Here is a 13,943-nt window from a genome sequence, read left to right on the forward strand (position 1 = left end):
ATCGATCATGTACCAGCAGCTTTCCGATTCCGCTCGCACCGTCCTCGACAATCGCCCGATCTATCTGAGTTTCGGCCTCGCCTGGCTGATCGGCCACGGCTCCTTCGCGGTGAGTCATGGCGCGAATCCCGCGCTCGACCTGCCTGGATACGTACCCACCGCGCTCCTCGGCGGGGGCCTACTGACGGCCATGGTCATCACCATCGCTGTCTCGATGCGAGCCCAGCGAGGCGTGTCGGGTCGTGAAGCGGTGGTGGGCAACCTGCTCGGCGCGTCGTGGGTGGTCGGGTTCGCGGCGCTGTTCTTCCTGATCACCGCACTCGGTTCGACGATGGATCCCGACACCGCCGCAGCCCTCTAGCCGACCGGATCCGGACTGGTCGTCGGGCTGCTCTACCTCGCAGGCGGCGCCGCCTACCGCGACGTTCTGCAATACACGCTCGGCGCTTGGCTGGCCGTCAGTTCCACGGCCGCACTGTTTCTCGACGGCGCGTCACTGTACTGGGCGCTGGCACTGGCCGGCGGCGGCAGCTATCTGCTCGCCGCCGCGATCGAGCCGCGCAGGATCGCCGCGGCGAGCTGAGATTCTCGACGACGGCGTTCAGCCCTTCGGCTGCGCGCCGATCGCGGATCCCATCCATCGGTGCAGGTAGCGACGTAATTCTTCGTCGGACCGGGCCGGGTTGCCCGGCGACAGGAAGAACGACTGCATCGTGCGCAGGACGTATTCGACGAGTTCGCGCAGGGCGGGCTCGTCATAACCGTGGGCGGCCCAGTCGACATCGAAGCGGCGGATCATGGTCATCCCGAAGGCTTGGGCCTCGTCGGAGGTCATACCTTCGGGATGGGCGTTGGAATACGAACTCGACAGCAGAATGCCCAGATGGGGGGTGCGGCGCACGTCGGTGAGGGTGAAGACCACGGCCTCGGTCATCGCGTCCACGGGGTCGCCGATGCCGCTGACCTGACGGGTGAGCCGATCGAGGAAGTCGTCGACCGAGGCGATGGCCGAGGCGGTCATGAGCGCGTCGGCACTGGGGAAATACCGGTAGACCGTCTGACGGATGACACCGAGCGATTCCGCCACATCGGCGATGCTGATCTCCGCACCGGTCCGGCCGATGAGTTCGACTGCGGCAGCGATGATCCGGCGCGTGGCCTCCGCGTCGTCACCCGGCGGACTACCGCCCCACCCACGTCTACGCGCCACCAGGTGGACGCTAGCACAACCGCAGGTCAGAGCGAATTCCTGAAATGTGATCATACACTCGAAGGCCTCATCGTATGATTGCTTTATCCAACAGTGGCCGAACAACGAGGTAACCCACCGTGACCGACCTTCATGTCCGCAAAATGGATTTCGCGTTCTCCGACTACGACGTGCCGTTTCTGTGGAATCCACAGAATCCGGCCTTCTCGTCGATGGCCAACGCCGTCTCGTTCCTGGCGATCGGCTTCGAGAAGATGATCGTGCAGCTGATCACGCAGGCGAAACCGCAGATCACCGACCCCGAAGTGGCCGAGGAGGCAGACGCGTTCATGCGCCAGGAGGGTCAGCATTCGACGGCCCATCGCCAGCACGTGAAGGCGCTGATCCGACGGTATCCGGGCCTTCAGCAGACCCTCGACGCGGTGATCGGTGAGTTCGACAAGCTCACCGCCGAAACCCCGGTGAAGTACCGCCTGGCCTACACCGCCGACCTCGAGGCGACGTTCACTCCGGTGTTCAAGCTGATGCTCGACAACGACAAGAACCTGTTCGCCCCCGGCGACGACCGCGTCGCATCCCTGTTCATCTGGCATTTCGTCGAGGAAGTCGAGCACCGCAGCTCGGCGCTGATCATCTTCAATTCGGTGGTCGACAGCGAGCTGTACCGGATGCGGGTGGCCGCGTCGATCTTCCGGCACGTGCTGAAGGTCATCCGGGTGGCGTGCGAAGGCTTCAACGAGCATGTGCCGCTGGAGGATCGGCAGGTCGATGCGCTGTCGATGTTCGCCAACTACCGTCGGGGTCAAACCCTGCGCCGGTGGCTGCCGTTCCTCCAGCCGGCCGACAACGGCACGATGCCGCGGGCGTTCGACGATCTCGGGCTGGGCGAACAACTCGTGGCACTGGGCGGAATCGTTCGCAGTCAGATGCCACGGCACAACCCGGCACACGAGAAGCTGCCCGCACTCGCCGACGAGTGGTTCCGCCGCTATGACGAGGGCTACGACGTCACCCGCTGGTACACCGCCGATTCCGTCAGCTCGTAGAAGGTAACCCGATGGCCGACCACTGCTCACCCACCTTCGCCGAACTCGCCACCGAGCTCGGCTTCTCCTGCGAGGAGGCGGGCGGACTCGTCGAGTTCCGCAGCCCGTTCGCCCTGGAGAACTGGACCCTGCCGGTCCTCGAACTCACCATCGTCGTCGGTGCGATTCTCGCGCTCTGGTACGCGATCGTGCGGCTGCGCCGCCACGGCGACCCCACCAATCTGGTCCTGTGGTTCGGCGCCACCGCCTATCTGTTCGTCATCGAACCGCCGCTGTACTTCCCGGCCGCGTTCGGTATCGAGGACCACGTCGACACGATGTTCGCGCACAACGTGTTCACCATCGACTTCCTCTGGGGCCGACTGCCCATCTACATCATCGCGATCTATCCGCTGATGGCGACGATGGCATTCGGTATCGTCCGGATGCTCGGCATCTTCCGCCGATACGGCGTCCTGATCGGCGCCACCTGCGTGGGCTTCGTCCACCACGCCTTCTACGAGATCTTCGACCACCTCGGTCCTCAGCTGCGCTGGTGGGAATGGTCGGTGGACAACCCGCTCAACCAGCCGATGTTCGACTCGGTTCCGATGGGCAGCGTGGTGGTGTTCGCGGCACTGTGGCCGATGTCGCTCGCCTTCTGCGTGCAGTACTTCGTCGGCCGTCACGTGGACGACGGCAAGCATTTCTCCGGTCTCGCATTGACCTGGCGCACCGTCGTCATCGGCCTGGTGGCCTCGGTGGGCACCTTCCTGCTGCCCCTGCCCGCGACCGTCATCGGCATGAGCGGCACCACCGTGCGCGGCATCGTCTACGCGCTGGAGCTGGCCGTCCTCGCAGGCGTCGCCGGGTTTGTGATGGTTCGCCAGTGGACAAGACTGCGCCAGGGTTCCGAGACTCCCCCGCGCTACACGGACCCGTTCGTCCAACGATTCAGCATTGTCTACCTCGTCGTCTTCGCTTTCCTCTGGATCGCGTCACTGCCCGCCTTCTTCGACGCCGTCGACGGCCGGACGAGCAACGGCGACCCCATCGGAAACCTGTGGTACACAGCGGCTTGCTTCGTCGTCGCCATCGCGTCGGTCGTGGCCACCTTCACCGTGCCACGCTCACAGACGACTCCGGACGAAACCGTTGCTGCGGCTTCGACGGTAGCCAACTGATCCGATCCCGCGGGCCCGCGGCCGGATTGCTCGCGAGAGCAACCGATCATTCGGAGCGTCGACGGCACAGCGATGGGAAAGTGTGGTGTCCGCGCGCTATTTCGCCGTCCAGTCGCGGATCGCTGCGACGAACTCGTCAGGCGCATCGGATTCCACGTAGGTACCCGCACCCTCGACGATCACGGTCTTGTGATCGGTGAACGTCGCTTCCAGCCGCTCGCGCTCCTGGGAACGGAACGCGATGTCGGCATCACCCCACACGATCAACGTCGGCAGGTGGGCGACGTCGGGCAGCCCGGCCTCGACCTCGGCGAAGAAATCCCGGCTGGCAAGGACCCGCCCCGGAAGCACGGCGCAGGCCTGGCGCCGCTCAGGGGTGTCCAGCGCCCGGCGGTAGTGGGTCATCTCGGCCGCGGTGGGCTTGCGCCGACGGTGGCCGGTGGGGATGAAGCCGTTGACGAGCAAGTTGAGTCGCCGCACCAGAAAGCGCGTCGGGAGACCGCCGATGATGCGGGAGAAGGCCTCGAAGTGCAGAACGCCGTCGACCGGCCATGCCCAGGTGTTGGCGAGAACCAGCCGATCGAATACACCCGGCCGCCGCTGCGCGACCGCCAGGCCGATCGGGCCGCCCCAGTCCTGGCCGACCAGGGTGACCCCGTCGAGGCCGAGCGCGTCGACGAACCCGGTGACCACGTCCGCGTGCTGTTCGGGCAGGTAACGGTAACCGGGTCGCGCCGTCGACAGCCCGAAACCCGGGTAGTCGAGGGCGATGCACCGGAAGTCCTCGCGCATCGCGCGGATCACCTCGCGCCAGAGGAACGACCAGGTCGGATTGCCGTGTAGGAACAGCAGAGTGGGACCTGAGCCCTCGTCGACGTAGTGCACGGTATGTCCGTCGATTTCGACGAACCGGCTCTCGAACGGGAACAGTTCGTCGTCGACCCAGCCGGGCCGCACTCTGTTGGTGGTCTCGGCCATGGCGGCCCCCTCCGGGCTCGGCATCAAGGTAAGCTTGAGCATGTCACGCACACTTTATATTTTCAAGCGCTAAGAGGAAATGATGCGTAGCTACGGTCAGTTCTGCGGGCTCGCCCGATCCCTCGAGGTGGTCGGTGACCGGTGGAACCTCCTCATCGTCCGCGAACTCCTCCTGGCCCCCGCCCGCTACCGCGACCTGATCGACGGCCTGCCCGGCATCGCGACCAACCTCCTCGCGGACCGGCTCCGCGACCTCGAGGCCTCGGGCGTGGTCGAGCGACGCCTGACCGGTGAGGGCAGCGTCGTCGAGTACGCCCTCACGCCATGGGGCGCCGAGCTGCGCCAACCGATCGAGAGCCTGATTCGCTGGTCCACCCCGTTGATGGCCCGCGGTCCCGCCGAAGCCGACTCGTTCCGCCCCGGCTGGCTCGCCCTCGCCGTCCCGGCCCTGCTCCACGCCCGGGTCGAGGTCCACCGCCCAGCGACGGTCGGTCTCGAGATCGGCGACCCACCTTTCCACCTCCACGCGACGCCCGCCGGGTTCGAGGTCGGCGTGTACGACGGCCGCGACCTCGACGCCACCGTCCGCGCCGACCCCCTCTACATCCTCGGCCTCGCCGCCGGCGCCCTCACCCTCAACGACGCCCTCGCCCTCGGCCTCGAGATCGACGGCGAAGAGTCCGTCGTCCGCACCGTCTTCGCCGCCTGACGAACCCGTTAGGCGCCGAGCTCGACGAGGCCTCGCCGTCGCCGATGCCGCACCGACGGGTCTACCTCGGCCCTGGATCCAACCTCGTATCACCGGTTATCGGCGTGGCCGAATTCGCGGATGGCGGTCGAGCGATGCCGGGTAGCGGGAGGGCGGAGTCGGGTGATGGTGCGGGTTGCCAGGCCCGCACCGCGCATGAGCCAGGTGAAGGCTGTGGTCGAGGGGCCCGGGACGATTCCGGCCTGTTGGACGCCGTCGAGCAGGTCGTAAAGCGTTTCGCCTTCGTACATCAGATGATCGGCGTTGAAGTGGTACCGGTCCACGGCGGTGCACTGGATGAACGCGCCGTTGCCCGGGATCGTGGGGGCGTCCGCTCCGTACGGGTGAAGCTTCAGCGGGCCGACGAGGTGTCCGCTTCCGTAGTAGCGCACGACCATTCGCACTTCGCCGTCCGGTGTCAGGTCGATGTAGCCCTGTCCGGGTATCGGGTCGTAGCGCCAGTCCGGGATCGCATCGAAGAACGCGAAGTTGTAGGCCACGAATTCGTCGAGGCCGACCATGGTCGCGCCGAGCGTCGTCACATCTTTGTAGCGCAGATCAGGGGTGTAGAGCTCGTGGTTGTAGCTCATGTCCCGGGCCTGCCAGCTCCACCAGTACTTTTTCGCCCAGTCGAGGGTCCACGCGATATCGAAGCCATGGCCTGCGTAGAACTCGATCTTTCTCTCGTACTCGTCGAACCACGTGTGCGTCATCGCGGTCAGCGCGGCTTCGTCGAGGACCATGACCGGCTCGGCGCGGTTCGTCAGCACTGTCGGGATCGGTTGCGCCAGGCGCGGCTGTCGCAGTGACAGTTGGAACTGCTCGTCGGTGAACATCACCATCCTCCATCCAGAAGCACATGCTTCCCGATGACTGATGGTTCTTGTAAAGTGGTGCCGTGTCAAGAAGTTACGGCGGGCAGACCGCTGAGGGTCGCGCCGCCGAACGGCGGGCGCGCCTGATCGATGTCGGCGTCGAACTGGTTGGCACGCAAGGCGTTTCCGCGCTGGGCATGCGCTCGGTCTGCCGGGCGGCGGGACTCAGTCAGAGATACTTCTACGAAAGCTTCGCCGATACCGACGCGCTGCTGCACGCGGTGTACCGGGCGGCGCTGTCGCGCCTGGAGGAAGCCGTCGCCCCCGCGGTGACATCGGGCGATCTGCACGCGGTGTTCGAGGCCGCCGCCCGCCTCATGGAGACCGATCCTCGTATCTGCCGCATCCTGTTGGTCGAACCGGTCGCGGACGCGCGACTACGACGCCACGTGCGAGAGACCATTCCGGCGATCGCGATGGCCGCGGTCGGCGATCGCATCGCGGGTTCGCCCGATGATCCCGGGGTCCGCATGCACTTCTCCGCGCTCTTCGGCGCGATGATCTCGCTGTTCGTCGAGTGGACAGAAGGCAGCCTCGGCACCGACCGCGACGCCTTCGCCCGGCACGCGACCGCGGTGGCGACACAGCTCATGCGCGAGATCAGCTCCGCCGGAACCTGATTGAGCCGACCTGATACACACGGGCAGCAAGGTCGGACGCATACCTCTGGTTACCGTCGCGACAGGCAAGGTCGGCCGAGATCGTCGATCGATCACAGCAGCGGGCGGGAGGTCCCCTCAGGGGGTCCGCCTGAACTGTTCATGGAGTTCGGGAAGGAATTGCGCCAGATGGTTCATCTCCTGACCGCAGTGCAGCATCAGCTCACGAGCCATGTCCAGATCAGGGACGAGGTCGCCGGGGTCCGCGACCGCGCCGCGCTCGATCGCGCGGGCGATATGCACCGGCTCGGGGGCATGGAGCCCGTAGCGCCCGAGATAGAAGCGACTACGCATCTCGCTACCGCCCGGCACAGGTCGCACCTGGTGGGCGAGCCATCCGAGATCGATCGGGGCGATGCTGCTGCCGACACGACCGAGAACGACGGTGTGGTCGGCGGGGACGACGAAGCCGTGCGCGGCGGGGTCGAGGAAGGCGATGGCGAGCTGTTGGAGTTCGGGTCCGATGTACTCGTCGACATAGGAGATGTTGCCGACGTAGCGAGCTCGGTCCGGCATGGCCACAGCGCCGTGGTCGGTGTGTAGTTCGCTGAACAGGTGCGCGTCGGGGTGCCACAGTTTGTAGCGAGCCGAATCGCTGGAATGCCAGCCGAACCACCAGTCCCACATCGCGGCAGTCACGCGTGGCATCTCGGTCCGCACCGCCACCCACACCGCCCCGGAAGCCGAGTAGCCGTAACCGGTTTCGACCGCGGAATATCCCGTCGGGGCCAAATCCTCGGTCCAGGCAGCGAAGTCGGGTATCCGGTCGGCGGATGTCGGGCCGCTGGAACAGGCGAGGGTCACCGCGTCCTGAGGGGGCGCGGTGTGCTCGGCCATGAAGCGAGAGAACGGTTCAGCCCAATCCTGCGCGGCGTAGCCAGGGTAACGGCGGTTGTCGGCGGCGGGGACGGGCGCGGCCGACGCGGTCACGGGCGCCGCGGCGGCGGTGGCAGCGACGGAGGCTCCCAGGATGAGGGCGCGGCGGCGACTCACCCTTGCTGGTCTCAACATCTGTTGAGAATAGCCGATTCGCCTCCGCTGCGCCGCCCCCTGGGACCGATCTCGAAGCCGCAGCTGTCAGGACACCAGTCCACGGCCGGTGGTGAGGGGAAGGTCGACAGCGGTCAGTAGACCTGGTCGGGCTTCGACCACGGCGGGAACAGCACTCACCAGGCGGGCGGCGGTGCCGACCACACCGGCGAGAGCGTGGTCGCCGTCGCTGGTGAGCTGCAGATCCAGTTGATAGTCCGGCTCGCCCTGGATTTCGACGCGATAGCAACCCGACCCCGTCGGCTGCGGCCACTCAGGAGCCAGGTCGGGGTGCAGGCGGGTGACGTGTTCGAGGGTCAGAACCTCTCGGCCGGCGCGGATGCCGTGGACCTGGAATCGCAAGGCGGCGGCGGTGCCGGGGGCGATGGCCCGACCACCCACAGTGAGTTCACCGATCGCTGGTAGCCGTTCGAAATGCTGGGTCACCGAGTCGAGTTCGATGTCGAGGGCCGCGGCGAGCTGGCGGACGACGCTGCCCCAGGCGAGGGTGAGGACTCCGGGTTGCAGCAACATGGGCAGGGCGTCGAGGTCGCTGCCGAAACCCATGATGTCGAACACGACCTTGGGATTGTCGTAGGTGGAGTAGTCCATGATCTCCGAGCAGATGATGCGGTCGATCCGTTCCGAGCCGCTCGAGAGCAGCAGCGGGAGCCAGTCGTTGGCCCAGCCGGGGTCGATACCGTTCACCCACAGGGACGCACCGCCTTCCTCGGCGGCCTCGACGATCGGGGCGATGGCCTCCTCGGGCAACGTTCCGTAGGGGTACTGCAGGAAGACGGGGCTACTGGAGACCACGTTGATCCCGGCGCGCAGGAACCGTTTCAGGTCTTCGACCGATTCCATCAGCCGGTCGTCGGCCATCGCGGTGTGCACGATGCAGTCGGGTTTCATAGCCAGCAGAGCATCGGCGTCGGTGGTGGCGGTGATGCCGGTGTCGACGGCGAGCCCGGCGAGGTCACCCGCGTCCTTGCCTGCCTTGGCCGAGCTCGACACCCAGACGCCGACAAGTTCCAGCTCGGGCCGGGCGATGATGGAGCGCAGCGCGCGTGCACCGACATTGCCGGTGCTCCATTGGATTACGCGGTAGGTCATAGCAGATCCTTCGTACGGGAGTGGCTCACAGGTCGGGCAGGCCGAGTTCGAGGTTGGGGCTTTCGATTCCGCCGTCGACCTCGAGAATCTTGCCGGTGATATAGCCGCCCGCGGGTGAGCTGAGATAGACGATGGCGGCGGCGATTTCCCAGGGTTCACCGAGCCGACCCAGCGGGGTCGCGGCCTCCATGGTTGCTCGGATTTCCGGTTGCCGCGCAACGACATCCAGCGCGGAGGTGAGTACCGAGCCGACCGCGATGGCGTTGACGCGGATGCGCGGGGACAGGTCGGTGGCGGCCATTCTGGTCCAGTGCGCGAGCGCGGCTTTGGCAGTGCCGTAGGCAAGGAAACCGCGGCCGGCGGTTCGACCCATCATCGAGGAGATGTTGACGACCGAGCCGCCCTCCGACGCCAGCAGGTGCGGTACCGCGGCCTGGGTGAGGGCATGCGCGGTGGACACGTTGAAGCGAAAGGCGTCTTCGAGAAACTCCGGGGTGGTGGTCATGAAGGTGTTGGGCATGGTGCCGCCGACATTGTTGACCACGATGTCGATGCGGCCGAGTTCGGCGGCAGCGGTGTCGGCGAAGCCTTTCACCGCGGCCAGATCGGAGAGGTCGGCCGGGACGGTGATCGCACGGCGGCCGAGAGCGCGGATCTTCGCGGCGACATCGTCGAGTTGCTCGGCGGTGCGGGCGGCGATGGCGACATCGGCGCCGGCTTCGGCGAGCGCGAGCGCGGTGGCCGCGCCGATGCCGCGGCCCGCGCCGGTGACGATGGCGACGCGGCCGTCGAGCCGGAAGGTGTCCAGGATCATGGCGAAAATTCCTCTCCGAGAGAACCGCTGGTGGCCGCGGTCACAAGCAGTTTTAAGCCACAACGCTTAACTGTCAAGGCGAAGTTCTCAATCGTGCCGCTGAGCGGCTATTGTGCAGACTGTGGCAGCAACACAGGCGCGGGAACGCATCATCGTCGCGGCGGAGCGGCTGATCGCGCAGCAGGGGCAGGCGGTACCACTGCGCGATATCGCCGCCGCCGCAGGTCAGCGCAATAATTCAGCGATCCAGTACCACTTCGGGTCCCGCGACGGACTCATCGAAGCGGTGGTCGAGCACCGGCTGGCGATCTTGGAGGTGCGGCGGCTGGAATTGCTCGCCGAACAAGCGGGCTCGGGCCGGCCACCAGGCGTGCACGGACTACTCGAAGCACTGGTGGTGCCGATGTTCGAGCTCGGCGAACGGCACGGGATTCGGTATTACGCGCGGTTTCTGGAACAGATCCACGCCCATCCGGCGGTCACCGACGCCGCCAATCTCGGTGATGCGGGGCGCACGTCGGTGCGCGTCATCATGCAGGGGCTGGACCGCGAACTCACCACCTTGCCCCCGCGGTTGCGGGTGCGGCGGTTGCGGGCGTCGACGACTATGCTTTTCGCGCTCCTGGCCGATCATGAACGCGCGCTCGAGGCGGGCGATGCCCGGGCGTCGGACGCACGAGTGTGGGCAGAGATCATCGATATGCTCGCGGGCGCACTCACCGCACCCGTCGGTACACGTGGCGTGGTATCGCGCGACGCTCGGGCCCACTGACTCAGCCTCGACGGCCGCGGCCGCAGGCTGTTCTCAGTGGCCGGGTTCGTCCGGCCTCGACGGATCGGCGTCGCCCTCGCCCCGCGCACTCGCGGTAGGCCCGATCCTGCGCGGCTTCACCATCCGCCGAGCGCCCCGGGACCGACTACCCCCGTCGCCACGTTGGCGACGCGATGCGTCGAGATCGATCAGGTTCGCCTCGTGCCCGGCGTTTCCGCTCGCTTCGCTCCCGGCCCACGCCGCCTCGTCGACCGGCAACGATCCGAATTCACGCTGCAGTTCCGCTCGGGTCACCGGGCGGGTAGCCGCCGAATCGTAGCCGTCATCGGGAACCGGAGGCAGGCGCCGAGCCGCATCGGCCTCCTCCGGGCGTCGCCGCGGCCGTCTCGGCAGCCGCACGACATTGGTTGTCGCGTCGTCGGGCTCTCGACGGTCCGTCTCGGGAGACCTCGTCTCCGCCGTCCTCCGACGCAACCGCTCGACCACATCGAATTGACTCTCACCGGGTCGTCGCGCGAACCCCGGCCCTTTTTCCTGGTCCGACATCGAACTAACCGCAGGCAGGCGCCGCGACACCCGCCGACAACACAGCGTCCAGCGCCCCGAACCTCGGCCAACTTCTCTCGATCACCTTCACATTCTGCCTCACGTCCCCGTCGTCGGTCTCAGCCCGTCGCACCCGCCACCGGTGACGGGTCGACTCGGCGAGGACCGGCCAAGCCCTCGATGTATTCCGCACCCCACCGGTTCAACTCGGTAACGAAGCCGCGCAGGGCTTCTCCGGTCGGTGTGAGCGAATACTCTACGCGCGGTGGGACTTCGGCGAAGGCGTGTCGGTGGACTATGCCGTCTTGTTCCAGCTCGCGGAGTTGACGGGTGAGCACCCGCGGGGTCACTTCGCCTACCTTGCGGCGCAATTCGCCGTAGCGCAGCGGCTCGTCGAGGAGGTATTTGACGATCGTCATCTTCCAGGCGCCGCCGAGCACGGCGATGCTCACTTCAACGGGGCAGCTCCGCATCGCTCGCACGATCGGTGCCCTGACTTCGTCCGCGATGGTCATACGATCGATGATATCCAATCAGTCCATATGGACAATATTGTGCATACTGTCGATCTCGATCGCCGATTGATAGAAACGAGAGTGAGGACGTCGACCAACGCGAAGGGTTCCGGTGAGTATTTCCGCAGTCGATATCGGTCAGCACGCCCTCCGGCGGACGCCACGAATTCATCCAGCGTGGACGATGGTGGCCGTCGCCGCCCTCGCGCTGATCGCGGCGGGAAGCTTCACCACTATCGCGGGCCTGATCACCGAACCGCTGGTCGAGACCAAGGGGTGGAGCCGCACCGGAATCGGTGCCGCGGTGGCGGTGAACATGGTGCTCTACGGGGTGGTCGGACCGTTCGCCGCGGCCATGATGGATCGCTACGGCCTCCGCCGCGTCACCTCGTACGCGCTGCTCGCGCTGATCGCGAGTTCGGGCCTCACCGCGATGTTCACCCCGTCGGTGTTCTGGTTCGTGCTGTGGTTCGGCTTGGCCGTCGGTGTCGGCACCGGGTCGATCACCACGGTGTTCGCCGCGACGGTGGCGAACCGATGGTTTTATCGCAGGATCGGCCTGGCCACCGGATTGCTCACCGCGGCAGGCGTCTTCGGGCAGTTCGCGATGCTGCCGCTGCTCTCGGTGCTGCTCGAGCGGGCCGACTGGCGCGCGCCCGTGCTCGCGTGCGGCGCCCTGGCGACCGCGGCGTTGCTCGGGGTGCTGCTGTTGCTGCGCGAGAGCCCCGCCGCGGTCGGCGCGGTCAGGTACGGCGCGGATCACGGCACCGAACCAGCCGACACCGATGGTCGAGTCAACCCGTTCGCCCGCACCGCCACCGCCGTGCGCGATGCCCGGTTCTGGGTCCTGGCCTCGATGTTCGCCCTGTGTGGAGCTACCACGAACGGTCTGATGTGGAGCCATTTCACGCCCGCCGCGCACGATCACGGCATGGCCGCCACCACCGCGTCGGGCCTGCTGGCCGTCATCGGCGTCGCCAATATTCTCGGCACCGTTTCCGCGGGGTGGCTCAGCGACCGGATCGAACCGCGGCTGCTACTGGCCGTGTTCTTTCTCGGCCGCGGCGTGTCGCTCGCCCTGCTTCCGGTGCTGTTCACCAGCGGATGGTCACCCGACCTCGTCGCCTTCGCCGTGGTGTTCGGCATTCTCGACGTCGCGACGGTGCCGCCGACCCTGACCCTGTGCCGCCGCTACTTCGGCGTCGACAGCGCCCTCACCTTCGGCTGGATCAGCGTCTTCCACCAGCTCGGGGCAGGCGCGATGGCCCTCACCGGCGGTCTGATCCGCGACATCAACGGCTCCTACACTCCCCTCTGGATCACCGCCGCCCTCGCCTGCCTCATCGCCGCCGCCCTGGGCACCATCGGATCCCGAATCAGATGAGCGCCTTCTGCTTCCGGATTCGGCGACGCACATCGCGGATCATCGCGTAGGTGCCCGCGAACCTGATGAACTTCGGGATGAAGCGGTTGACGAAACCGACGAACAGGAACAGGTGCTCGAAGCGTCGCTGGTCGGAATCGGTCCACTCGATCCCCATCTGGTCGCGGAAATGGGGCGGGAGGAAGCCCGCGGTCAGGAACTGCAGGAGGCTGCCCAACGTCACCCGCAGAGACCAGTGGATCATCCGCAGGTGGAGCAGATCGTCGATGTAGGCACGGAATTCGTCGTCGCAGACGACGTGTTCGCAGGCATCGAGCCAGTAGTCGTCGAATTCCGCGCGCGTTGTCGGCCACATGTCGGGATGGACCTGGAGAGTGGTGCCGAAGGTGTCGGCGCCCTGAAAGAATGCCTCGAGTTCATCGGGGGTCATCTTGCCGTGCAGGAGCTGGTGCGAATCCTCGAAACCGATGTAGATCGCCGCCGCGACATACATCTGCAGGTTCCGGTCGAAGGCGTTGTACTTCACCTTCGAGTCCGGTCGTGACCTGACCTGACGGTGTGCGACATCGACCGCCTCACGCATCGCCTTCTTGTCCTCGTCGGTTCCGAGCACGGCGACCGCGAGGTAGGCGGAGGTGGTCCGCAGCCGCTTCCACGGATGCACCATCAACGCACCGGATTCGACCTGGCTCTCCATCACACCGGCCGCGACACCTTGGTGCGCGAACTGCATCGCCACGTTCGCCGCCGCACCGGCGAACATCCAGAAGTCCAGCGCGTCGGCCAGTTGCGCCGGCTTCTTGCGCGGTGACCGGTAGGTGTCGGGAATGTGGAGGCGCACCCGCTCGAGAGTCAGCGTGGGCTCGGCACCCGGTTCCGTGGACGGGCGCCGAGCGGTGCGCCATTGCGGTGCGGGCCCCTCCTCGACGTACCCCGCGCTGTTCGGGTTTCCGTAGTCGGGTTCGCCGGGCCTGGTTGCCGTGCTCATCGTCGTCCTTCCCAGAGGTGCCCGCCCTGGATCTCGCGAACGCGGATCGACGCCATGAGCGACCCTCCAGCACCCTATGTTACTGATAATTCTCTCCGCCGGT

At 66.4% G+C, this 13,943-nt stretch carries 15 protein-coding genes; 7 read left to right on the forward strand and 8 right to left on the reverse strand.

Going from position 1 to position 13,943, the window contains the following annotated elements:
* Window positions 1-7: 7 nt before the first annotated feature.
* Window positions 8-361, forward strand: coding sequence for a hypothetical protein (locus ACFWUR_RS12515; protein ID WP_378906050.1), 354 nt, complete (start codon window positions 8-10; stop codon window positions 359-361).
* A gap of 240 nt (window positions 362-601) precedes the next feature.
* On the opposite strand, the gene ACFWUR_RS12520 is transcribed toward ACFWUR_RS12515, so the two are convergent.
* Window positions 602-1,210: a TetR/AcrR family transcriptional regulator gene (locus tag ACFWUR_RS12520; RefSeq protein WP_378906052.1), complete on the reverse strand. Its 609-nt coding sequence runs from the start codon at window positions 1,208-1,210 to the stop codon at window positions 602-604.
* Window positions 1,211-1,329: 119 nt separating this feature from the next.
* Between ACFWUR_RS12520 and ACFWUR_RS12525 the strand changes: the two genes are divergently transcribed.
* Both ACFWUR_RS12525 and ACFWUR_RS12530 read left to right on the forward strand, forming a co-directional pair.
* A complete protein-coding gene (locus ACFWUR_RS12525) occupies window positions 1,330-2,256 on the forward strand; it encodes a metal-dependent hydrolase (RefSeq protein WP_378906054.1) in 927 nt (308 codons plus the stop codon).
* A gap of 11 nt (window positions 2,257-2,267) precedes the next feature.
* Window positions 2,268-3,419: a hypothetical protein gene (locus tag ACFWUR_RS12530; RefSeq protein WP_378906056.1), complete on the forward strand. Its 1,152-nt coding sequence runs from the start codon at window positions 2,268-2,270 to the stop codon at window positions 3,417-3,419.
* Between the two features lie 96 nt (window positions 3,420-3,515).
* Here ACFWUR_RS12530 and ACFWUR_RS12535 read toward each other — a convergent pair whose 3' ends face one another.
* Entirely contained in the window at window positions 3,516-4,439 is a 924-nt protein-coding gene (locus tag ACFWUR_RS12535) for an alpha/beta fold hydrolase (RefSeq protein ID WP_378906058.1), read from the reverse strand.
* A 40-nt stretch (window positions 4,440-4,479) separates the two neighbouring features.
* Here ACFWUR_RS12535 and ACFWUR_RS12540 point away from each other — a divergent pair, with 40 nt between their 5' ends.
* Window positions 4,480-5,106: a winged helix-turn-helix transcriptional regulator gene (locus ACFWUR_RS12540; RefSeq protein ID WP_378906059.1), complete on the forward strand. Its 627-nt coding sequence runs from the start codon at window positions 4,480-4,482 to the stop codon at window positions 5,104-5,106.
* 89 nt (window positions 5,107-5,195) lie between these two features.
* Here the strand turns inward: ACFWUR_RS12540 and ACFWUR_RS12545 are convergent, their stop codons facing one another.
* Window positions 5,196-5,981 (reverse strand): nuclear transport factor 2 family protein, encoded by a 786-nt coding sequence (locus ACFWUR_RS12545; protein WP_378906061.1) that lies wholly within the window; start codon window positions 5,979-5,981, stop codon window positions 5,196-5,198.
* A gap of 62 nt (window positions 5,982-6,043) precedes the next feature.
* Between ACFWUR_RS12545 and ACFWUR_RS12550 the strand changes: the two genes are divergently transcribed.
* The gene (locus ACFWUR_RS12550; protein ID WP_378906063.1) at window positions 6,044-6,640 is read left to right on the forward strand and encodes a TetR/AcrR family transcriptional regulator; all 597 of its coding nucleotides are present in this window, start codon (window positions 6,044-6,046) and stop codon (window positions 6,638-6,640) included.
* 117 nt (window positions 6,641-6,757) lie between these two features.
* On the opposite strand, the gene ACFWUR_RS12555 is transcribed toward ACFWUR_RS12550, so the two are convergent.
* The 3 genes from ACFWUR_RS12555 to ACFWUR_RS12565 form a co-directional block, all read right to left on the reverse strand.
* On the reverse strand, window positions 6,758-7,690 hold the full coding sequence (locus tag ACFWUR_RS12555; protein ID WP_378906065.1) for a DAPG hydrolase family protein: 933 nt from the start codon (window positions 7,688-7,690) through the stop codon (window positions 6,758-6,760).
* A 66-nt stretch (window positions 7,691-7,756) separates the two neighbouring features.
* A complete protein-coding gene (locus ACFWUR_RS12560; protein ID WP_378906067.1) occupies window positions 7,757-8,821 on the reverse strand; it encodes a diacylglycerol kinase in 1,065 nt (354 codons plus the stop codon).
* A gap of 25 nt (window positions 8,822-8,846) precedes the next feature.
* Complete coding sequence (locus ACFWUR_RS12565; RefSeq protein WP_378906069.1) at window positions 8,847-9,635, reverse strand: SDR family oxidoreductase; 789 nt, start codon at window positions 9,633-9,635, stop codon at window positions 8,847-8,849.
* A 121-nt stretch (window positions 9,636-9,756) separates the two neighbouring features.
* Here ACFWUR_RS12565 and ACFWUR_RS12570 point away from each other — a divergent pair, with 121 nt between their 5' ends.
* Entirely contained in the window at window positions 9,757-10,407 is a 651-nt protein-coding gene (locus ACFWUR_RS12570) for a TetR family transcriptional regulator (RefSeq protein WP_378906071.1), read from the forward strand.
* Between the two features lie 665 nt (window positions 10,408-11,072).
* Here the strand turns inward: ACFWUR_RS12570 and ACFWUR_RS12575 are convergent.
* Window positions 11,073-11,468, reverse strand: coding sequence for a winged helix-turn-helix transcriptional regulator (locus ACFWUR_RS12575; RefSeq protein WP_378906073.1), 396 nt, complete (start codon window positions 11,466-11,468; stop codon window positions 11,073-11,075).
* A gap of 112 nt (window positions 11,469-11,580) precedes the next feature.
* On the opposite strand from ACFWUR_RS12575, the gene ACFWUR_RS12580 reads away from it, so the two are divergent.
* Window positions 11,581-12,852 carry an MFS transporter gene (locus ACFWUR_RS12580; protein ID WP_378906074.1) on the forward strand — a complete coding sequence of 424 codons (1,272 nt, stop codon included), beginning with the start codon at window positions 11,581-11,583 and terminating at the stop codon, window positions 12,850-12,852.
* On the opposite strand, the gene ACFWUR_RS12585 is transcribed toward ACFWUR_RS12580, so the two are convergent.
* On the reverse strand, window positions 12,845-13,840 hold the full coding sequence (locus ACFWUR_RS12585) for an oxygenase MpaB family protein (RefSeq protein ID WP_378906076.1): 996 nt from the start codon (window positions 13,838-13,840) through the stop codon (window positions 12,845-12,847). The two genes, ACFWUR_RS12580 and ACFWUR_RS12585, sit on opposite strands and share 8 nt — an antisense overlap.
* Between the last annotated feature and the right edge of the window lie 103 nt (window positions 13,841-13,943).

Source organism: Nocardia sp. NPDC058633 (genome assembly GCF_042717045.1).
In the GTDB taxonomy this organism is placed as follows: domain Bacteria; phylum Actinomycetota; class Actinomycetes; order Mycobacteriales; family Mycobacteriaceae; genus Nocardia.

Bases quoted from the DNA above. Each gene is read 5' to 3' on its own strand.
- ACFWUR_RS12515 (WP_378906050.1), top strand. From the start codon at position 8: ATGTACCAGCAGCTTTCCGATTCCGCTCGCACCGTCCTCGACAATCGC.
- ACFWUR_RS12530 (WP_378906056.1), top strand. From the start codon at position 2,268: ATGGCCGACCACTGCTCACCCACCTTCGCCGAACTCGCCACCGAGCTC.
- ACFWUR_RS12535 (WP_378906058.1), bottom strand. From the start codon at position 4,439: ATGCTCAAGCTTACCTTGATGCCGAGCCCGGAGGGGGCCGCCATGGCC.
- ACFWUR_RS12540 (WP_378906059.1), top strand. From the start codon at position 4,480: ATGCGTAGCTACGGTCAGTTCTGCGGGCTCGCCCGATCCCTCGAGGTG.
- ACFWUR_RS12545 (WP_378906061.1), bottom strand. From the start codon at position 5,981: ATGTTCACCGACGAGCAGTTCCAACTGTCACTGCGACAGCCGCGCCTG.
- ACFWUR_RS12555 (WP_378906065.1), bottom strand. From the start codon at position 7,690: ATGTTGAGACCAGCAAGGGTGAGTCGCCGCCGCGCCCTCATCCTGGGA.
- ACFWUR_RS12560 (WP_378906067.1), bottom strand. From the start codon at position 8,821: ATGACCTACCGCGTAATCCAATGGAGCACCGGCAATGTCGGTGCACGC.
- ACFWUR_RS12565 (WP_378906069.1), bottom strand. From the start codon at position 9,635: ATGATCCTGGACACCTTCCGGCTCGACGGCCGCGTCGCCATCGTCACC.
- ACFWUR_RS12575 (WP_378906073.1), bottom strand. From the start codon at position 11,468: ATGACCATCGCGGACGAAGTCAGGGCACCGATCGTGCGAGCGATGCGG.
- ACFWUR_RS12585 (WP_378906076.1), bottom strand. From the start codon at position 13,840: ATGAGCACGGCAACCAGGCCCGGCGAACCCGACTACGGAAACCCGAAC.